The following is a 19,221-nucleotide window of genomic DNA, read 5'->3' as shown; positions in this document are numbered from 1 at the left end:
GGGACGGGAGGGGCAGACCACGGTGATCGAGAACGGTCGGTCGCTGTCCACGGCGGCGCTGCCGCCGGCGGACGGCGTCGCGGTCCGGATGAACAGCGTGTTCCCGTTCACCTGGCCGACCAGGATGGACGAGCTGCCGGGGCCGGGGTCGTTGCCCCCGTTGGTGTTGATGGTGCCGAGGAGGGCGCACCCGTTGAGGCCCGCGGCCGTGGTGATGTTGTAGCGGCCGATGCCGAACTTGTTGATCCCGGTGATGCCCTGGCCGCCGAGGACCTGGCCGTTGGCGGCGATCTTGGCCCAGGCCGTGGTGGTGGTCATGGCGGTGCGGGACGTGACCGTCGGTTCGGCGGAGGCGGAGGACACCGCGACCGCGCCGCCGACCGTGAGGGCGAGCGCGGCCGCCGCGAAGGTGAGCTTCCTGGATCCGTTCATGGTTCTCTCCCTGCGTGTGATGGATCGGTGCAGGTGGCCCACCCCGGGCAAGGGCTCACCGGGGAGGACTCTCCTCCCCTCGGACCCGCCGGCAGAAGGGGGGACGGCGATGCTCACCCCAAATGATCAAACCCCCCTCGAATGCGCACATTCGCTCGACGGTGGAATGCGCTCCGGCGCCCGTTGACGGTCGCGCATGATCGTCCACGCCCTGGGTAAGGGGCCCCGAATGCCCGGCCGCCGGGTCCGCGCCCGTTGCCCCGCCCGCGCCCGCGCCCGTGGCCCCGTCCGCGCCCGCGGCCCCGCCCGCGCCCCGGCCGCCCCTGCCGCGTCTACGCCGCCCAGTCCGCCAGCGCGTCGAAGTCCGGCCGGATCAGCCCGATCCGTTCGTCCACCCGCATCAGCAGCGTCCGCGCCGGGTACGTCCGGTCGACGTACTCGTGGTCCATGGTCGTGATGTCGTCGTCGATCCAGGCGAAGGGTCGGCCGGCCGCGTACGGGAGGATGTACTGCGTCTTCCAGAACGTGCCGCGCGGGGAGCGGCCGTGCATCACCGGCCAGTCGACGAAGGGCAGTCGCGGCAGGCCCAGGCGCGGGCCTATCCAGTCGTTGGCCTCGTCCTTCCAGGTGGTGGCCCACACGAGGTCGTAGAGGTCCGCGAGGGCGAGCAGCTCGGCGCCGTGCCCGGGGTTGAGCCAGACCCGCAGCGGTCGGCCCTCCGTGAAGCCCGTCGGGCGCATCCGGTGGGTGCCGTAGCCCTCGGGTCGGCGTTGGGCCTTGGCCGCGTAGGGGTTCAGCGGGCCGTCGACGTCGATCAGCAGCAGTGGCTTCATGTGATCAGCCTTTCTCTCCGGCGGCCTCTCCGGCAGCCTGTTTTTCTTCGAATGAGACATTGGCGTCTCATTTGGGGTATGCTCGTCTCATGGCCATGGATCGTGACCAGGTGCTCCGCGACGCGGCGGCCCTGCTCTCCCGCAAATCGACCGCCACGATGGACGAGGTGGCGCGCGCCGCCGGCATCGGCAGGGCGACCCTCCACCGACACTTCGCCGGGCGCGACGCCCTCGTACGGGCCCTGGAGGATCTCGGGATCCGGGCCTTCGAGCAGGCCTTCGACGCCGCCCGCCTCGACGAGGACACGGCGGTGGAGGCGCTGAGGCGGCTCATCGCCGAGGCGGAGCCCAACGCCGAACTGCTGGCCTTCCTCGTCACCGAGAACCAGCTCTTCGAGGGCGACCAGGTCAACGAGGGCTGGGCCCGCCTCGACGCCCGCGTCCTCGCGCTCTTCAAGCGGGGCCAGAACGAGGGGGACATCCGCATCGACCTGAGCCCCGCATGGCTCACCGAGGCCCTCTACGGCCTCATCGGCAGCTGCGCCTGGGCCGTGATGGACGGGCGGGTCGCCGCCAAGGACTTCCAGTACATGATCACCGAGTTGCTGCTCGGTGGAGCACGACGGAGTGTGGAGTGATGAGCCGTACCGAACAGCTGAACCGGCACACCGGGGCGGAGGGGACCGGTCGAGGACGCTGGCTGGCGCTCTCCGTGCTGGTCCTGGCCGTCCTGCTGGTCGCGGTCGACGCCACCGTACTCGGCCTCGCCACCCCCGCCCTCAGTGAGGACCTCAAGCCGTCCGGCACCCAACTGCTGTGGATCGGCGACATCTACTCGTTCGTCATCGCCGGCCTGCTCGTCTCCATGGGCTCCCTCGGCGACCGGATAGGCCGCAAGAAGCTCCTCCTCGTCGGCGCCACCGCCTTCGGCGCCGTCTCGGTCCTCAACGCCTACGCGACCAGCCCCGAGATGATGATCGTCGCCCGCGCCCTGCTCGGCGTGGCCGGCGCCACCCTCATGCCCTCCACCCTCGCGCTGATCCGCAACATCTTCTCCGACCCGCGCGAACGCAGCCTCGCCATCGGCATCTGGGGCGCCACCGCCTCGGCCGGCGCGGCCGTCGGGCCCGTCGTCGGCGGAGCCCTGCTCCAGCACTTCTGGTGGGGCTCGGTCTTCCTCATCAACCTGCCCGTGATGATCGCCCTGGTCCTCGTCGGCATCCGGCTGCTCCCCGAGTCCAAGAACCCGGTCGCCGGCCCCTGGGACCTGGTCAGCGTCGGCCTGTCCCTCGTCGGCGTCATCAGCGTCGTGTACGCCATCAAGGAGGTGGCCACCCACGGCCCCACCCCGGCCGTCTGGCTGTCCGCCGTCCTCGGCGCCGCCTGCCTGTACGCCTTCGTGCGCCGCCAGTTCGCCCTCACCTCCCCGCTGCTCGACATGCGCCTCTTCCGCCACCGCGGCTTCTCCGGCGCGGTCCTCGCCGACCTCCTGACCGTCTTCGGCCTCTCCGGCCTGGTCTTCTTCCTCTCCCAGTTCTTCCAGCTCGTCCAGGGCCGCGACCCGCTGGAGGCCGGCCTCGCCGAACTGCCCGCCGCCATCGGCGCGGTGGCCACCGGCCTGGTCGCGGGCCGGTACGCCCGCAGGTACTCGGTGCGCGTCATCGTCTCCGGGGGCCTCGCCGCCATCGGCCTGGCGCTCGGCGTGCTCACCGTGATCCACCGCGAGACGGGCTACCCGCTGCTCGGCGTCGCCCTCCTCGTCGTCGGACTCGGCGCCGGCTTCTCCTTCACCGTCACCGCCGACGTGATCCTCTCCAGCGTCCCCAAGGAACAGGCCGGCTCGGCCTCCGCCGTCTCCGAGACCGCGTACGAGCTCGGCGCCGCCCTCGGCATCGCCCTGCTCGGCTCGGTCGTCACCGGCGTCTACCAGAGCTTCACCGCCCCCGCCTCGGTCCCCGCCCCGGTGGCCGACGCCGCCCACGAGTCCCTCGGCGGCGCGGTGGAGGCCGCCCGGGCCCTGGACCCGCAGACCGCCCACACCATGGTCACCGCCGCCCAGGACGCCTTCGTGGACGGTCTGCGGCTCGCCTCCGGGGTCGGCGCCGCCGTCCTGATCGCCACCGCGGTCGCGGCCTGGTTCCTGCTCAAGGGGCAGGAGCTCCAGGAGGGCGTCGAGCACTGACGTGCCGACAGGCGGTCGGGCCCCGAACGGAGTTGACAGTGCGTTCGACGCCGGGACACCATCCCGGCGATGGAGATCACCGACCTCACCCCGGCCGAACGCCGCGTCGTCGACGCCTTCCCGCGCGGGGAGGGCGTCGACTTCCGCGCGAGCCCCGGGGAGACCTCCCACGACGGAGCCTCCTGGGGGCCCGAGCGCACCCTGCGCGCGGAGGTGCTGCGCGCGCTGCTCGTCGGCGGCTCCGCCGAAGCGGGCCGGGTCGCCGGGCTCAAGGTCTACGGGGCGCGGATCGTCGGCAAGCTCGACCTCAAGTACGCGGTCGTCGACCACCCGATCCGGCTGCGGGGCTGCTGGTTCGAACGCAAACCCATGATGTACGGCGCCCAACTGCGCGCCGTCGTCCTCGGCGACTCCACCCTGCCGGGCCTGACCGCGGCGACCGTCCGCGTCGAGGTGGTGCTCCGGCTCTCCGGCTGCCGCGTCGAGGGGCCCGTCCGGCTCGCGGGCGCGCGGATCGCCGGCGGGCTCTTCCTCCAGGGGGCCACCGTCACGCCCGGCGACCAGGCCGACGAGCTCGACGAGCCGCCGCTCCAGCTCAACCACGCCGAGATAGGTACGGACGTCATCGCCGACGGCCTCGCCGTGCACGGCGAGTTCCGCCTCAACGGCTCCACCGTCACCGGTCAGGTCAACCTCGACGGCGCCCGCCTCATCAACCCCGGCGGCACCGCCCTGCACGCCGAGACCCTGACCGTCGGCAGCGACGTACGCGGCAACGGGCTGCGCGCCGAGGGCATGGTCAACCTCACCGGAGCCCGGATCCCCGGCCAGCTCGTCCTGAGCCGGGCCGGCCTGTCGAACCCCGGCGGCGTGGCCCTGCGCGCCAGCTCCTCCGTCATCGGCGAGTTCTGGCTGCGCAAGTGCCCCACCGTCGACGGGATCGTCAACCTGCGCCGCGGCCAGTTCGACATCCTGTGGGTCGAGCCGAGCGTCTGGCCGCCCGTGGTCCGCATGGACGGGCTCACCTACCGGCTGCTGCAACCCCACCTGCCGGCAGAGGAACGGGTGCCGCTGCTGGAGCGCGAGGAGGACGGCTACCTCCCGTACGCCTACGAGCAGTTGGCCGCCGCGTACCGCACCGTCGGGGACGAGACCTCCGCCCGGACCGTCCAGCTCGCCAAACTGCGCCGCCACCGACGCACCCGACCCCGGCACAGCCGGGTCTGGGGCCTGCTCCAGGACACCACCGTCGGCTACGGGTTCCGCCCGCTGCGCGCCGCGGGCTGGCTGCTGGCGCTGCTGGTGACGGGCACGATCGCCTACGGGCTGCGGCCGCCGCGCGCGATGAAGGCCGGGGAGGCCCCCGACTTCAACCCGGTCTTCTACACCATCGACCTGCTGGTGCCCATCGTCGGCTTCGGGCAGGAGACCGCCTTCGCGCCGAGCGGCTGGTACCAGTGGCTGTCGTACCTGCTGATCGTGACCGGCTGGATCCTCGCCACCACGACGGCGGCGGGGATCAGCCGGTCATTGAGCCGACAGTGAGGCGGTGACGCCCGCTCAGGCCGCCTTGGCCTTGGTCGCGTACATGTCCACGTACTCCTGGCCCGAGAGCCGCATGACCTCCGCCATCACCGAGTCCGTGACGGCCCGCAGCACGTAGCGGTCGCGGTCCATGCCCTCGTAGCGGGAGAACTCCATCGGCTCGCCGAAGCGGACGGTGACCCGGCCCGGGCGCGGCATGCCGGCGCCGCCGGGCTGGAGCTTGTCGGTGCCGATCATCGCGAACGGCACCACGGGGGCGCCGGTCATCAGGGTGAGGCGGGCGATGCCGGTGCGACCCCGGTAGAGGCGGCCGTCGGGGGAGCGGGTGCCCTCGGGGTAGATCCCGAAGATCTTGCCCTCCTCCAGGATCCGCCGGCCCGTCATCAGCGCGGCGACCCCGCCGTTGGCCCCGTCGCGGTCCACGGGGATCATGCCGGCGCCGGTGAAGAACCACGCCATCAGGCGGCCCTTGAGGCCCTTGCCCGTCACGTACTCGTCCTTGCCGATGAAGTGGACCGTGCGGTCGCAGACCAGGGGCAGGATCATCGAGTCGATGAAGGTGAGGTGGTTGCCCGCGAGGATCACCGGACCGGTGCCCGGGATGTTCTCGATGCCCTCCACCCGGGTACGGAACATCATGCGCATGACCGGTCCGACAGTGGCTTTGATGAGCGCGGTACGGAACAACGTGAGCCCTCCGGCATCGAAAAGCGGCTTTCGCACCACACGGTGGTAGTGCAGGTGAGGACGATACTCGCGGGTCACCACTGATCGCACATCGGGTTCACGCACTGGATACGCAGTGTTGACGCGTGTTTCCGCCATGTTCCGTCGCAGCCCGCCCCCGGGTCACCTCCCGCTGCCTACGATCGCACCCCGATCCGGGCCGGACGGTGGCCGGAGATCCCGGGGCCGGGGCCCTCGCGAACAAGGAGTGGCACTCATGACACAGGGTGGGGCAGCACGGCGCACGGTGCTGGGGGCGGCCGTCCTGGCCGCCGGGGCCGGCATGACCGCGATGACGGCCACGAGCGCCTCCGCGCGCGGCGTGGACGCGGCCGAGGCCGCCGACGCGCCCGACGCTCGCGCGGTCGGGCGCGAGGGCGGCTTCCGGGACCTGCCCTCCCCGACGGTGATCGGCCACCGGGGCGCGAGCGGCTACCGCCCCGAGCACACCCTCGGCTCGTACCAGCTCGCCCTCGACCTCGGCGCCGACGTGATCGAGCAGGACCTCGTCCCCACCAAGGACGGGCACCTGGTCTGCCGGCACGAGAACGAGATCGGCGGCACCACCGACGTCGCCGACCACCCCGCCTTCGCCTCCCGCCGCACCACCAAGACCATCGACGGGGTCGCGGTCACCGGCTGGTTCACCGAGGACTTCACCCTCGCCGAGCTGAAGACCCTGCGCGCCAAGGAGCGCATCCCCGCCGTCCGCCAGCGCAACACGCTCTACGACGGCCGCTGGGCCGTCCCCACCTTCGAGGAGGTGCTGCGCTGGGCCGAACGCGAGGGCCGCCGGCGCGACCGGCGCGTCTGGCTGCACGTCGAGACCAAGCACCCCACCTACTTCCGGGGCCTCGGCCTCGGCCTGGAGGAGCCCTTGGCCAAGCTCCTGCGCCGGTTCCGCCGCGACGGCCGCGACGCCGCCGTCTTCCTCCAGTCCTTCGAGCCCTCCAGCATCCAGCGGCTGTCCCGCCTGGTGTCCGCGCCGCGCGTGGTGCTGCTCTCGGCCGCGCACACCCGGCCCTGGGACTTCGAGGTGGCCAAGGACCCGCGCACGGTCGCCGACCTGGTCAGGCCCGAGGGCCTGAAGTGGATCGCCGGCTTCGCCCAGGGCATCGGCCCCACCCTCGACCTCGTCGTCCCCCGCGACGCCTCCGGCGCCCTCGGCACCCCCACCACCCTGGTGCGCGACGCCCACGCCCGGGGCCTGGTCCTGCACCCCTACACGGCGCGCAACGAGAACAGCTTCCTGCCCGCCGAGTACCGCAAGGGCGCCGATCCGGCCGCGTACGGGGACTCCCTCGGCGCCCTGCGCCGGTACTTCGAGCTGGGCATCGACGGCATCTTCACCGACAACCCGGACACGGGCCTGCTCGCCGCCGAGGACTTCCGCCCCGGTCGCCGCGTCAACGGCTAGGCACGCGTCCCCGTACGGGTGGGCCGGGCGCGGCGGGGAAACCGCCCGGCCCGGGGTCCGCGTCCCGCCCGGCATGGACCTGCTGAAGGTGAAGGCCGAACTCGTCGACGAGCTGGGCCCGCTGCTGTCCGCCGAGGCGGCGGCCGAGGCGCCGGCCGCCGGGGTGGACCCCGCCGACCTGGAACAAGCCGTCTGGGTCAGGCTGCTGGAGCGCGACCCGCGCGAGGCCGATCCCACGGGCCGGGCCCGGTGGATACGGCGCGCGGTGCGCGCGGAGGCCCGGCTCGCCCGGCGGCGGGCGCGACGCGAGATCCCCTACGGAGCCACCTCGGAGGACGCGGCGGACGCGCCGGAGGACCGGCCCGAGGGGGCGCTGCTGCACGGGGAGGACAACCGTGCCCTCCGATCGGCGGTCGCCCGATTGCCGGGGCGTTGCCCGGAACTGATGGGGGCACTTCTTTCGCCCAGGGACCTCACCTACCGTGAAATCGCAGGAGAGTTGGGTATCTCACAAGGAAGTTTGGGGCCCGTCCGTTCCCGTTGCCTGGGATGTCTGCGCAGAATGCTGGCTGCAGAGGTTGCGGCTCCTGGCCTGCGGGGAAGGGAGCGGTAGACCACAGGGGTTCCGGGTGAGCGGGAGGCATGCGCACATGGGTACGAGCGTGACCATTTCGGCGGCGACCGCCGAGGACGCCGAGCAGATCTTCAAGCTCCAGTATCTGGCGTTCCAGCGGGAGGCCGAGATCTACGGCAACTACCTCATCCAGCCGCTCACCCAGTCCCTGGACTCCCTGAAGGCGGAGCTGGCCGACGACACCGTCCTGGTCGCCCGGCTCGGCGACGAGGTGGTCGGGGCGGTGCGCGGGAGCACCGGCGAGGACGGCACGGCGAGCATCGCCAAGCTGTGCGTGCACCCGCGCCTCCAGGGTCACGGCCTCGGGGCCCGGCTGCTGCGCGCGGTGGAGGGTTCGCTGGCCGGCCACGCCGGGACCACCCGCTTCCGCCTGCACACCGGAGTCAAGAGCGAGGCCAACCTGCGGATGTACCGGAAGGCCGGCTACCTGGCCGTCGGCAACCGCACGGCCTCGGACGGCGTGCGCCTGGTCATCCTGGAGAAGGAGGCCAAGGACGCGACCGACTTCGCGGTCAGCGCCTGACGGTCGGCCACCTGACGTTCGGCATCTGACGTTCGGCGCCGGAACGCCGGCGCCCGACGATCAGCGCCGGGCGCGCAGCCAGAGCATCCCGGTGATCGGCAGGATCACCGGGATGAACAGGTAGCCCATCCCGAAGTCGGACCACACGGTCGCGTCGGGGAAGGCCTCGGGGCGCACCAGCGTCCAGGTGCCGACGGCCAGCACACCGGCCAGCTCGACACCGCAGCACAGCAGCGCGATCCTGCGGGCCCTCTCCCCGCCGCGCACCAGCGAGTAGGTGATGAAGGCGTAGGCCAGGGCCGCCGCGGCGGACAGCGCGTACGCCAGCGGGGCCCGGTCGAACTCGGTGGAGATCTGGTAGGCCGAGCGCGAGACGGCGCCGACCACCATCACGCCGTAGACCCACACCAGCAGCAGCCCCGGTCCGGAGACCAGGCGCCCCCGTCCCTCGGGCTCGGCGGTCGTCGTGTCAGGCACCGGTGTTTCCCCAGATGTCGTAGAGGCGTACTTCGAGGACGGCCAGGACGACCGCGCCGGCGGCCACCGTCACCGATCCCCACTTGGTCCGCTCGCTCAGCGAGAGCAGGCCGGCGGCCGGGACCGCCGCGAACGCGCCCAGCAGGTACGCCACGAAGATCACCGTGCCCTGCGCGGGCTTCTCGCCGCGGGCCAGCTGGACCAGGCCGACCACCAGCTGGGCCAGGACCAGGACGGTCACCACGGCCATGCCGATGAAGTGCCAGTCCTTGGTCGGCTGGTCCCGCCAGGCGGCGTGACCGCACCAGGCGGCGAGGGCGAGGGCGGCCGCGCCGATGGCGACCGTCAGGGCGTCGAGCATGCAGCGAGGGTATTACGGGCCGAAAGACCCGATGCGCTCACCCCTCGGCGCGGGCTTTCCTGGAGTGCATGAAGCTGCACGCCGAAGCCCTGCTGTTCGACAACGACGGCACCCTCGTCTCGTCCATGGAATCGGTGCACCGCTGCTGGACCCGCTGGGCCCGGGAGTACGGGATCACCGAGGAGGCCTTCGCGCGGGTGGAGCTGCACGGCCGCCCCGCCGCCGAGATCATCGCCGACCTGCTGCCCGAACCCGTACGGGCGGGCGCGCGGGCCCGCATCGACGCCCTGGAGCTGGCGGACGTGCCCGGGGGAGTGGTCCTGCTGCCCGGCGCCAAGGAGCTGCTCGGCGCCCTGCCGGCGGGCCGCTGGGCGGTGGTCACCTCCGCGGGCCGCCGGCTGGCCGAGGCCCGGCTGCGCGAGGCCGGCATCGACTTCCCCGAGCTGGTCGCCGCCGACGACGTCACGCGCGGCAAGCCGGACCCCGAGCCGTTCCTCCTCGCCGCCCGCCGCCTGGGGGTCGACCCGGCCCGCTGCGTGGTGTTCGAGGACGCTCCCGCGGGCCTCGCCGCGGGGCGCGCGGCCGGCATGCGGACCGTGGCCTTGGCCACAACCCACCCCGCCGAGGAGCTCGACGCGGACGTGGTCGTGAAGGACCTCTCGGCCGTGTCCGCGCTGGTCGAAGGCGCCGGAGTGACCCTCCGGACGCACGGTCGGGAGTGACCCGCCCTGTCCGGAATGCGGCCGTAATCCGTCCGCTATTCGGACGACGTTGATCGGTGAGTCGTACTGTCTGCTTTACTGGGCCCATGACCACGACGAGCAGCCGCACCCTTGCGACCGAGGCGACGATGACGCCCGGTGCTCGTTGTATGTGTCGAATGTGCGCCTTCTGAGGGCCCTCTCCCCGCTATCTCGCGCCCCGAAGCGAGACCGGCCCGAGCCCGTCCGCGCAACCCGGACCGCTCCTGCCCCGCGCATGTGTCGATGCCATCTTTTTGTGACGGTTCGACCCGTATCGCGTCCCAGATGTATGCCCCGTGCCCGGCACCCGCTGCGCCGTGCACTCGACAGCGACGGAATTCCCTGTGATCACCACATCGGGCCTCACGAAGGTCTACCAGTCCCGTGGCCGTGAGGTCACCGCCCTGGACGGCGTCGACCTGCACGTCCGTGAGGGCGAGGTCTACGGAGTCATCGGCCAGAGCGGCGCCGGCAAGTCCTCCCTCATCCGCTGCGTGAACCTGCTGGAGCGCCCCACCACCGGCACCGTGACCGTCGACGGCGTCGACCTCACCGCGCTCGCCGGTCGGGGCCGCCGCGCCGGCAAGGAACTCCGCGAGGCCCGCAGCCGCATCGGCATGGTCTTCCAGCACTTCAACCTGCTGTCGTCGCGGACCGTCCAGGCCAACGTCGAGCTGCCCCTGGAGATCCTCGGCGTCTCCGGCCGCGAGCGCTCCCGCAAGGCCCTGGAACTCCTCGACCTCGTCGGCCTCGCCGACAAGGCCAAGGCCTACCCCACCCAGCTCTCCGGCGGCCAGAAGCAGCGCGTCGGCATCGCCCGCGCCCTGGCCGGCGACCCCAAGGTGCTGCTCTCCGACGAGGCCACCAGCGCCCTCGACCCCGAGACCACCCGCTCGATCCTCCAGCTGCTGCGCGACCTCAACCGGCAGCTCGGCCTGACCGTCCTGCTCATCACGCACGAGATGGACGTCGTCAAGTCCGTCTGCGACTCCGCCGCGCTGATGAAGCGGGGCCGGATCGTCGAGTCCGGGACCGTCGCCGAACTGCTCGCCACCCCCGGCTCCGAGCTGGCCGGCGAACTCTTCCCGGTCAGCGGGACCGCCACCGGCCCCGACCGCACCGTCGTCGACGTCACCTTCCACGGCGAGGCCGCGACGCGCCCCGTCATCTCGCAGCTGTCGCGCACCTACAACGTCGACATCTCGATCCTGGGCGCCGCGATGGACACCGTCGCCGGCCGCCAGATCGGCCGCATGCGCATCGAGCTGCCCGGCCGCTACGAGGACAACGTCGTGCCCGTCGGCTTCCTGCGCGAGCAGGGCCTCCAGGTGGACGTGGTCGACGAGGCCGACGCCGACGACGCGATCGACAACGAACTGGCCGCACTGGTCAAGGATGGTGCCAAGTGACCTGGTCCGAGATGCAGCCCCTGCTCACCCAGGGCACCTACGACACCCTCTACATGGTGCTGTGGTCCACCCTGGTGACGGTCCTCGGCGGACTGCCCATCGGCATCCTGCTCGTCCTCACCGACAAGGGCGGACTCCTGCGGAACCGGCCGCTGAACAAGGTCCTCGGCGTGATCGTGAACGTCGGCCGCTCGCTGCCGTTCATCATCCTGCTGATCGCCCTCATCCCGGTCACCACGGCCGTCGTCGGCACCTTCATCGGCCCCACCGCCATGATCGTCCCGCTGGCCATCGGCGCCATCCCCTTCTTCGCCCGCCTCGTCGAGACGGCCGTCCGCGAGGTGGACCACGGTCTCATCGAAGCGGTCGAGTCCATGGGCGGCGGCATCCCCACCCTCGTCGGCAAGGTGCTCCTCCCGCAGGCGCTGCCCTCACTGGTCGCCGCCGTCACCACGACCGTCATCACCCTGGTCGGCTACTCCGCCATGGCCGGCGCGGTCGGCGGAGAGGGCCTCGGCTCCAAGGCCATCACCTACGGCTTCCAGCGCTTCGAGACCGGCTTCATGGTCGCCACCGTCATCGTGCTGATCGCCCTCGTCACGGTGATCCAGCTGATCGGCGACGGCGTGGTACGCGTCCTCGCCCGCCGCGGCCGGACAGCCTGAGCCGAACCACCCGCAACCCCCTGAACCACCCCCCCGAACCGCCACCGCGGTTCACCCCCCCCGAGAGCCCGCACTTGTCGTGCTTGGGCCACCACCAACGGGTCCCACGAGGACCCGGACCGCAAGAAAGGCACTCTTCGTGCGCAAGAACATCAAGCTCACCGCTTTCGCCGCCGCCTCCGCCGCGCTCGCCCTCGGCCTCACCGCCTGCGGCAGCTCCTCGGACCCGTCCTCGTCCGCCAAGACCGACGGCGGCAAGGTCGACGAGAGCAAGCCGCTGGTCATCGCGGCCTCCCCGAGCCCGCACGCCGACATCCTGAACTTCGTCAAGGACAAGCTCGCGGCGAAGGACGGCCTCAAGCTGGAGGTGAAGGAGTTCACGGACTACGTCCTGCCCAACACCGCCACCGAGCAGGGCCAGGTCGACGGCAACTACTTCCAGCACAAGCCGTACCTCGACGACTTCAACAAGAAGAACGGCACCCACATCGTGCCCGTCGTGAACGTGCACCTGGAGCCGCTCGGCCTCTACTCCAAGAAGGTCAAGGCCATCGGCGACATCAAGCCCGGCCAGACCATCGCGGTCCCCAACGACACCACCAACGAGGGCCGCGCGCTCCAGCTGCTCGCCGCGAACAACCTCATCACCCTCAAGGACGGCGTCGGCACCAGCGCGAAGCTCTCCGACATCACCGACAAGAAGGGCCTGGAGTTCAAGGAGCTGGAGGCCGCCACGGTCCCCCGCGCCCTGAACGACGTGGACGCCGCGATCATCAACGGCAACTACGCCCTGGAGGCCAACCTCTCGCCCGCGAAGGACGCGCTCGTCCTGGAGAAGGCCGAGGGCAACCCGTACGCCAACTTCCTCGCGGTCAAGGAGGGCAAGCAGAACGACCCCCGCGTCCAGAAGCTCGCCAAGCTCCTGAACTCCGACGAGGTCAAGAAGTTCATCGAGGAGAAGTACCAGGGCTCGGTCATCCCCGCCTTCGGTGCCCCGGCCGCCTCCTGAACCACCCGCGAGAACGCCTGACGGACCACCACCGGCGGACCTCCCTGACGGACCGTCCGACGGGCCCGACGGAACTGACGGTTCGCCAACAGGCCGAAACGGCCTGGTAGGACGCCGGATCGCAGGCCCCGCGCACCCATTCGGGCGTGCGGGGCCGCGGTCCGCCCGCCTTCGGTCGGCCCGGCCCTGCACATCGCCCGGCCGATGCTGCATGCTGTGGCCTACGACCCGCACAGACGGTCCCGCACCACGGTCGCACCACGGTCTCAGGCATGGAGCTGCGCATGACTACCACCTTCCCGGACGTCACCATCAGCACGGACCGGCTGGTGCTGCGCCCGTTCGAGGAAGAGGACGTCACCGCGCTCGCCGAGATGATGAACGACGAGCAGGTCACCGCCTGGACCACCGTCCCGCACCCCTACACCCTCGCCGACGCCCACGCCTGGGCCACCCGGCTCTCCCACAAGGAGCGCACCGAGGGCCGCGGGATCGTTTTCGCGGTGACCGAGTTCCTCACGCACCGCCTCGTCGGACTCGTCCACCTCCACCACACCGACTGGCGCACCCGCGCCACCGAGGCCCGGTACGTCACCGCGCCCTGGGCCCGCGGCGAGGGCTACGCCAGTGAGTCCGTGCGCGCCGTCGCGCGGTGGCTCTTCGGCGAACAGCGCTTCGAGCGCCTCGAACTGCGCACCGCCGCCGACAACACCGCCTCCCAGCAGGTGGCGCAGAAGATCGGTTGCATCAGTGAAGGCGTCCTGCGCAACGCGTGGATAGTGCGCGTCCAGGCGGCCGACGGCGACTGGACGCAGAACCGCACCGACGTCATCGTCTGGAGCCTGCTCCCCGAGGACCTCGACGAGGACGCCGACGCCTTCGGCGAGTACGAGTACGAGTACGAGTACGGCCCCCGCGACGAGTACCGCGATCCCCGCGACGAGTACCGCGACCACGCGGACCCCCGCCACCCCTCGGCCCCGCGGGACCAAACCGGCCGCACCGGCCCCGCCACCCACGAGGCCCGCCCGGACCACGACGGCCCGCGCCCCTACGGCCGGCGGGCCGACGCGGGCGCCTCCCGCGCCGTCGGCGCCGACCGGTACTGAGCCGATGACCAGGTAGTCTCACCGTGCCCGACCCTCCCGACGAAACCGCGCCTGCCCCCACCCCAGGAGACTGACGACGATGGCCGACCGGGTCACGGTGATCGGCTGGGACGGCTCTCCGCTGACCGCGGCCGCCCGGTCCGCGCTCTCCGCCGCCACCCTCGTGGCCGGAGCCGCCCACCACCTCGCCCTCCCCGAGGTCCCGCCCGGCGCCGAACGCGTCCGCCTCGGCAGCCTCGGCCTCGCCGCACGCCGCATCGCCGGCCACCGCGGCACCGCCGTGGTCCTCGCCGACGGCGACCCCGGTTTCTTCGGCGTCGTACGGACCCTGCGCGCCCCCGAACACGGCCTGGAGGTCGAGGTCGTCCCCGCCGTCTCGGCCGTGGCCGCGGCCTTCGCGCGCGCCGGGATGCCCTGGGACGACGCCCAGGTCGTCGTCGCCCACCCCCGGACCCTGCGCCGCGCCGTCAACGTCTGCCGCGCCCACCCCAAGGTCGCCGTCCTCACCTCGCCCGGCGCCGGCCCCGCCGAACTCGCCCTGCTGCTCGACCGGGTCCACCGCACGTTCGTCATCTGCGAGGAACTCGGCACCGACCGCGAACGCGTCACCGTCCTCACCTCCGACAAGGCCGCCGACCACAGCTGGCGCGATCCCAACGTGGTCATCGTCATCGGCGGCGCCGGGCAGCAAGCCGCCGGCGCCGACCCCGTCTGGCGGCTCGGCCAGGGCCAGGGCCCCGCGGTCGACCGCGGCTGGGCCCGGCCGCACACCGACCTCGCCGCACCGCCCACCGGGGAAGGGGAGTCCGCGACGCTGCGCGCCGCCCAACTCGCCCGCCTCGGCCCGCGCCCCGGCGACCTCGTCTGGGACATCGGCGCCGGCTCCGGAGCGCTCGCGGTGGACGCCGCCGCCTTCGGCGCCGCCGTCATCGCCGTCGATGCCGACCCGCGCGCCTGCGAACGCGTAACGGCCGCCGCCCGCGCGCGCGGTGTGCAGATCCAGGTCGTCGCCGGCCGGGCGCCGCACGTCCTGGAGAACCTGCCCGAGCCCGACGTCGTGCGCGTCGGCGGCGGCGGCGCCCCCGTCGTCGCGGCCGTCGCCGACCGGCGCCCCGAACGGATCGTCAGCCACGCCTCCACCCGCGACGAGGCCGAGGCCATCGGACGCACCCTCACCGAACACGGGTACGCGGTCGAATGCGCGCTCCTCCAGTCGGTCGGCCTCGACACCCGCAGCTGGGCGGAACAGGACCGTTCCGTGGTGTTCCTCCTGGCAGCCGAACGCCCCGTGAACCGCTGACGCGGAGCCCGGGGTAGGCTGGCCGATCGTCGTACCGCCCCGGCCGACGCGCGACGTGGCGCAGTCCACAGGGGGCCGTGCCGGTTTATGGCCGACACCGCGACCGACGAGCGCGACAATGCTCAGGAGTTGTTGTGCGGGGGCACGCGAGGCGTGACGCCGCACGACGACCCCGCACGGCACACTCCGCCCGGCGGCCCAGTGGGCGACCGGGCGACCGAAGAGGCAACACCGATGGGCGAGGGGTACGCATGACTGACACCGGCCAGGTCCCGGGCGAGGGTCACCCGGACAACACGGGCATGGTGGACCAGCACGGCATTCCCGCGCCGATCCCGCCCCTCCCGCCGCTGCCGCCCGTGCCGCCGCAGGTTCCGGCCGGCTACGCCTTCCAGGACCTCGTCGACGACCCGGCCGAGGCCGAGGACGAGGAACTGCTGCTGATGCCGAGCGGGCAGGGCTCCTGGAGCGACCCGCAGGTGGTCCCCCCGGTCCCGACCTACCCGACGGACTTCCCGGCCGAGCCCGGCTACACCGAGTACCCCCAGCACCAGGTCGGCTACACCGACACCGGTCACCTCGCCTTCCCCGACCCCGGCTACGCCGCCCCCGGTTTCCCCGAGGCCCCCTACGCCGAGCAGCCCCTCGCCCCCGAGGCCTTCGACCCGGCCGCCTACAGCGCCGGGGCCCACGAGACCGGCGGCCGTGACTCCGGCGCGCTCGACCTCGGCGGGCTCGTCGTCCCGCAGCAGGCCGCGCCCGTGGCGCAGCCGGCTCCGGCGCGCAGGCCGCTGCACATGGGTCCGCCCGTGCCCGACGCCACCGGGGGAGTCGTACGTTCCCTCGCGGACCGCGGCCCGGCCGCCGCGCCCGCCGCCCCGGCGCCCGTGGCGGCCCCCGTCTTGGCCCCGGCGCCGCCCGCCGCCGCCCCGGCCGGCGAGCCCGTGGCCGTGCCCGTACAGGCCGCCCCGGCCGTCCCCGTCCCGGGCGCCGAGCCCGGCCAGGTCCCCGTGGCCGCTCCCGCGCCCGAGGCGGTCGCCGCGCCGGCGCCGTCGCCGGAGCCCGCCCCGGAGGTCGCGCCGCAGCCGGTGCCCCTCGTCCCGGAGGCCGCGCAGGACCTGCCCGGCATGCCCGCGGAGCCGGCCCCCGCGGCAGCCCCGCAGCCCGTGGCGGCCACGCCCGAGCCCGAGTACCTCGACTTCCCGCCGGCCGGGGCCCCCGTGGCCGTCCAGGCCCCGCAGCCCGGTGAGACCCCGCAGGTCGGGGCCCCCTGGCCGGCGGAGCCGGTCCAGGCCGCCCCGGCCGAGGCCGGCGCGCCCGCCGACCCGGCCGCCCCCGCCGAAGCCGGCGCCCCGGCCGAAGCCGGCGCCCCCGCCGAAGCCGGCGCCCCGGCCGAGGCCGCCGCCCCCGCCGCCCCCGTCGAGGCGGTCGCCGAGCCCGTCGTGGCGCCCGCGCCGGAGCCGGAGGCCGCGCCGGAGCCCGTCGCGGTGGCCCCGGCCGCCGACGAGCCGCAGCCGCAGCCGGAGCCCGTGCCCGCGCCCGAGGCCCTGCCGGTCGCCCCGGCCGTGGACGCCGCCCCGGCCACCGAGGCCGCCCCGGCGACCCCCGCCCCGGAGCCGGTCGCGGAGGCCGTCCCCGAGGCCGTCCCCGCAGAAACGGTGGTGCAGGCCGCCGAGGAACCGGTCGCGGAGCCCGCCGGCGAGAGCGCCCCCGAGCAGCTGCCCGAGGCCGCCGAGGCCCCCGCGGCCGAGCCGGCGACGGACGCCGCCGAGATCGTCGCCGCCGCCGAGGCACCGCAAGCCCCGGCCCCCGTGGCGGAGCCGGCGCCCGAGGCCGCCGACCAGCCGGTCGTCGAGGCCCTCGACGAAGCGCCCGCCGAGCCCGCCGGGGCGGTCGACCCCGCCGGGCCCACCGCCGAGGTCGTCGACCCCGCCCCGGAGGCCGCCGAGTCGGTCGAGGCCGACGAGTCCGTGGAGTTCGTCTCCCCGGGCGAGCCCGCCCCCGGCTACGCCGACGCCGAGCGCGAGGCCGTCCTGCGCGTCATGCGCGAGCGCCGCGACATCCGCAACGGCTTCCGCACCGACCCGATCCCGCACGAGGTGCTGCTGCGCGTCCTGGAGGCCGCGCACCACGCCCCCAGCGTCGGCCACTCCCAGCCCTGGGACTTCGTCGTCATCCGCTCGGCCGAGACCCGCCGCACGATGCACGAGCTCGCCCAGCGCCAGCGCGAGGCCTACGCGAAGTCGCTGCCCAAGGGCCGGGCGAAGCAGTTCAAGGAACTGAAGATCGAGGCCATCCTCGACACCCCGGTGAACATCGTCGTCACCGCCGACCCCACGCGCGGCGGACGCCACACCCTCGGCCGGCACACCCAGCCGCAGATGGCCCCGTACTCCTCCGCCCTGGCCGTCGAGAACCTCTGGCTCGCCGCCCGCGCCGAAGGCCTCGGCGTCGGCTGGGTCAGCTTCTTCGACGAGCGCGAGATGGTCCGCGAGCTCGGCCTGCCCGAGCACCTGGAGGTCGTCGCCTACCTGTGCGTCGGCTACGTCGACGAGTTCCCCGAGGAGCCGGAGCTGGCGCAGGCCGGCTGGTCCCAGCGCCGCCCGCTGGCCTGGGTGGTCCACGAGGAGACGTACGGGCGCCGCGCGCTGCCCGGCGAGGAGCCGCACGACCTGCTCTCCGAGACCGTCGCCGGCATCCGCCCGCTGGACGCGAAGGCCCTCGGCGAGGCCTGGGAGCGGCAGAAGCGCATGACCAAGCCCGCCGGGGCCCTGGGCATGCTGGAGATCATCTCCGCGCAGCTCGCCGGACTCTCCCGGGTCTGCCCGCCGCCGATCCCCGAGCCCGCGGCCGTCGCGATCTTCGCCGGTGACCACGGGGTGCACGCCCAGGGCGTCACGCCGTGGCCGCAGGAGGTCACCACGCAGATGGTGGCCAACTTCCTGGGCGGCGGCGCGGTCTGCAACGCCTTCGCCAACCAGGTCGGCGCCGAGGTCTGCGTCATCGACGTCGGCGTCGCGGGCGACCTCCCGGCCACCCCGGGCCTGCTCCCGCGCAAGGTCCGTCCGGGCACCGCCGACCTCTCCGTCGGCCCCGCCATGACCCGCGAGGAAGCGATCGCGGCCATCGAGGTCGGCATCGAGACGGCCCGCGACCTGGTCGCCGCCGGCAACAAGGCGCTCCTCACGGGCGAGATGGGCATCGCCAACACCACCGTCTCCGCCGCCCTGATCTCGGTGTTCACCGGAGTCGACCCGGCGGAGGTCACCGGCCGCGGCACCGGCATCAACGACGAGACGCACGCCCGCAAGGTGGACGTCGTACGCCGCGCCCTGGAGCTGCACCGACCCGACCCGGCCGACCCGATCGGCGTCCTCGCGGCCATCGGCGGCCTGGAGCACGCGGCGATCGTCGGCCTGCTCCTCGGCGGGGCCTCCCTGCGCACCCCGGTCATCCTCGACGGGGTGAGCGCCGGAGCCGCCGCCCTGGTGGCCCGGGCCATCGCCCCCGAGGCCCTGTCGGCCTGCATCGCCGGCCACCGCAGCGCGGAACCCGGCCACGTCGCCGCCCTCAACAAGCTCGGCCTGCGCCCGCTGGTCGACCTGGACCTCCGCCTCGGCGAGGGCACGGGCGCCCTCCTGGCCCTCCCCCTGGTGCAGAGCGCGGCCCGCGCGATGCACGAGGTGGCCACCTTCGACGCCGCGGGCGTCACCGAGAAGTAGCAGCACCCCGGCCCGGCCCCGCACGACCCCGGGCCGGGCATCAGGCCCCGCCCTCCGGCCCCGTCCCGCCCCGACGGGCGGCGCGGGGCCGGACCGGCATGCGGGGACGATCGGCCACGGCCCGGTCGGCCGGG

The 19,221-nt window shown here is 73.4% G+C and carries 17 protein-coding genes and 1 pseudogene; 14 read left to right on the top strand and 4 right to left on the bottom strand.

Annotated features, from left to right (window positions below; all coding sequences use genetic code 11):
• Nucleotides 1-22 precede the first annotated feature (22 nt).
• Nucleotides 23-223 (top strand): hypothetical protein, encoded by a 201-nt coding sequence (locus ACZ6ZI_RS18865; protein WP_469521997.1) that lies wholly within the window; start codon nt 23-25, stop codon nt 221-223.
• Nucleotides 224-764: 541 nt separating this feature from the next.
• Here the strand turns inward: ACZ6ZI_RS18865 and ACZ6ZI_RS18860 are convergent.
• Nucleotides 765-1,265, bottom strand: a complete 501-nt coding sequence (locus ACZ6ZI_RS18860; RefSeq protein WP_469521995.1) for an HAD domain-containing protein — start codon at nt 1,263-1,265, stop codon at nt 765-767.
• 89 nt (nt 1,266-1,354) lie between these two features.
• Here ACZ6ZI_RS18860 and ACZ6ZI_RS18855 point away from each other — a divergent pair, with 89 nt between their 5' ends.
• The 3 genes from ACZ6ZI_RS18855 (at nt 1,355) to ACZ6ZI_RS18845 (ending at nt 4,992) form a co-directional block, all read left to right on the top strand.
• Nucleotides 1,355-1,903: a TetR/AcrR family transcriptional regulator gene (locus ACZ6ZI_RS18855; protein WP_363061018.1), complete on the top strand. Its 549-nt coding sequence runs from the start codon at nt 1,355-1,357 to the stop codon at nt 1,901-1,903.
• Complete coding sequence (locus ACZ6ZI_RS18850; protein ID WP_469521992.1) at nt 1,903-3,447, top strand: MFS transporter; 1,545 nt, start codon at nt 1,903-1,905, stop codon at nt 3,445-3,447. The genes ACZ6ZI_RS18855 and ACZ6ZI_RS18850 overlap by 1 nt, the downstream gene beginning before the upstream one ends.
• A 69-nt stretch (nt 3,448-3,516) precedes the next feature.
• Nucleotides 3,517-4,992 (top strand): membrane-associated oxidoreductase, encoded by a 1,476-nt coding sequence (locus ACZ6ZI_RS18845; RefSeq protein WP_469521988.1) that lies wholly within the window; start codon nt 3,517-3,519, stop codon nt 4,990-4,992.
• A gap of 15 nt (nt 4,993-5,007) precedes the next feature.
• On the opposite strand, the gene ACZ6ZI_RS18840 is transcribed toward ACZ6ZI_RS18845, so the two are convergent.
• Complete coding sequence (locus ACZ6ZI_RS18840; RefSeq protein WP_363061012.1) at nt 5,008-5,637, bottom strand: lysophospholipid acyltransferase family protein; 630 nt, start codon at nt 5,635-5,637, stop codon at nt 5,008-5,010.
• A gap of 298 nt (nt 5,638-5,935) precedes the next feature.
• On the opposite strand from ACZ6ZI_RS18840, the gene ACZ6ZI_RS18835 reads away from it, so the two are divergent.
• The 3 genes from ACZ6ZI_RS18835 to ACZ6ZI_RS18825 all read left to right on the top strand — a co-directional run bounded on the left by ACZ6ZI_RS18835 (nt 5,936) and on the right by ACZ6ZI_RS18825 (nt 8,292).
• On the top strand, nt 5,936-7,135 hold the full coding sequence (locus ACZ6ZI_RS18835) for a glycerophosphodiester phosphodiesterase (protein ID WP_469521985.1): 1,200 nt from the start codon (nt 5,936-5,938) through the stop codon (nt 7,133-7,135).
• 73 nt (nt 7,136-7,208) lie between these two features.
• Nucleotides 7,209-7,748 carry a sigma-70 family RNA polymerase sigma factor gene (locus ACZ6ZI_RS18830; RefSeq protein ID WP_469521982.1) on the top strand — a complete coding sequence of 180 codons (540 nt, stop codon included), beginning with the start codon at nt 7,209-7,211 and terminating at the stop codon, nt 7,746-7,748.
• Between the two features lie 37 nt (nt 7,749-7,785).
• The gene (locus tag ACZ6ZI_RS18825; protein ID WP_469521979.1) at nt 7,786-8,292 is read left to right on the top strand and encodes a GNAT family N-acetyltransferase; all 507 of its coding nucleotides are present in this window, start codon (nt 7,786-7,788) and stop codon (nt 8,290-8,292) included.
• Between the two features lie 60 nt (nt 8,293-8,352).
• Here the strand turns inward: ACZ6ZI_RS18825 and ACZ6ZI_RS18820 are convergent, their stop codons facing one another.
• Together ACZ6ZI_RS18820 and ACZ6ZI_RS18815 are read right to left on the bottom strand one after the other, a co-directional pair.
• Entirely contained in the window at nt 8,353-8,769 is a 417-nt protein-coding gene (locus tag ACZ6ZI_RS18820; protein ID WP_469521977.1) for a hypothetical protein, read from the bottom strand.
• Nucleotides 8,762-9,130 (bottom strand): hypothetical protein, encoded by a 369-nt coding sequence (locus ACZ6ZI_RS18815; protein WP_363061003.1) that lies wholly within the window; start codon nt 9,128-9,130, stop codon nt 8,762-8,764. The genes ACZ6ZI_RS18820 and ACZ6ZI_RS18815 overlap by 8 nt, the downstream gene beginning before the upstream one ends.
• Nucleotides 9,131-9,198: 68 nt before the next feature.
• Between ACZ6ZI_RS18815 and ACZ6ZI_RS18810 the strand changes: the two genes are divergently transcribed.
• The 7 genes and pseudogenes from ACZ6ZI_RS18810 (at nt 9,199) to cobT (ending at nt 19,087) form a co-directional block, all read left to right on the top strand.
• Nucleotides 9,199-9,852: an HAD-IA family hydrolase gene (locus ACZ6ZI_RS18810; RefSeq protein WP_469521974.1), complete on the top strand. Its 654-nt coding sequence runs from the start codon at nt 9,199-9,201 to the stop codon at nt 9,850-9,852.
• Between the two features lie 365 nt (nt 9,853-10,217).
• Nucleotides 10,218-11,282 carry a methionine ABC transporter ATP-binding protein gene (locus ACZ6ZI_RS18805; RefSeq protein WP_469521973.1) on the top strand — a complete coding sequence of 355 codons (1,065 nt, stop codon included), beginning with the start codon at nt 10,218-10,220 and terminating at the stop codon, nt 11,280-11,282.
• The gene (locus tag ACZ6ZI_RS18800) at nt 11,279-11,947 is read left to right on the top strand and encodes a methionine ABC transporter permease (protein WP_363060997.1); all 669 of its coding nucleotides are present in this window, start codon (nt 11,279-11,281) and stop codon (nt 11,945-11,947) included. The genes ACZ6ZI_RS18805 and ACZ6ZI_RS18800 overlap by 4 nt, the downstream gene beginning before the upstream one ends.
• Nucleotides 11,948-12,086: 139 nt before the next feature.
• The gene (locus tag ACZ6ZI_RS18795) at nt 12,087-12,956 is read left to right on the top strand and encodes a MetQ/NlpA family ABC transporter substrate-binding protein (protein ID WP_469521969.1); all 870 of its coding nucleotides are present in this window, start codon (nt 12,087-12,089) and stop codon (nt 12,954-12,956) included.
• A 284-nt stretch (nt 12,957-13,240) separates the two neighbouring features.
• Nucleotides 13,241-13,846: pseudogene (locus ACZ6ZI_RS18790) on the top strand (GNAT family N-acetyltransferase); the annotation flags it as partial.
• A gap of 298 nt (nt 13,847-14,144) precedes the next feature.
• Nucleotides 14,145-15,365: a precorrin-6y C5,15-methyltransferase (decarboxylating) subunit CbiE gene (cbiE, locus tag ACZ6ZI_RS18785; protein WP_469521967.1), complete on the top strand. Its 1,221-nt coding sequence runs from the start codon at nt 14,145-14,147 to the stop codon at nt 15,363-15,365.
• 251 nt (nt 15,366-15,616) lie between these two features.
• Entirely contained in the window at nt 15,617-19,087 is a 3,471-nt protein-coding gene (gene cobT / locus ACZ6ZI_RS18780; protein WP_469521965.1) for a nicotinate-nucleotide--dimethylbenzimidazole phosphoribosyltransferase, read from the top strand.
• The last annotated feature ends 134 nt before the right edge of the window (nt 19,088-19,221 follow it).

The sequence above is a fragment of the Streptomyces sp. NPDC103540 genome, assembly GCF_055584445.1.
The sequence above is the reverse complement of the archived record's forward strand: the minus strand, read 5'-3'. Positions and strand labels throughout refer to the sequence as shown.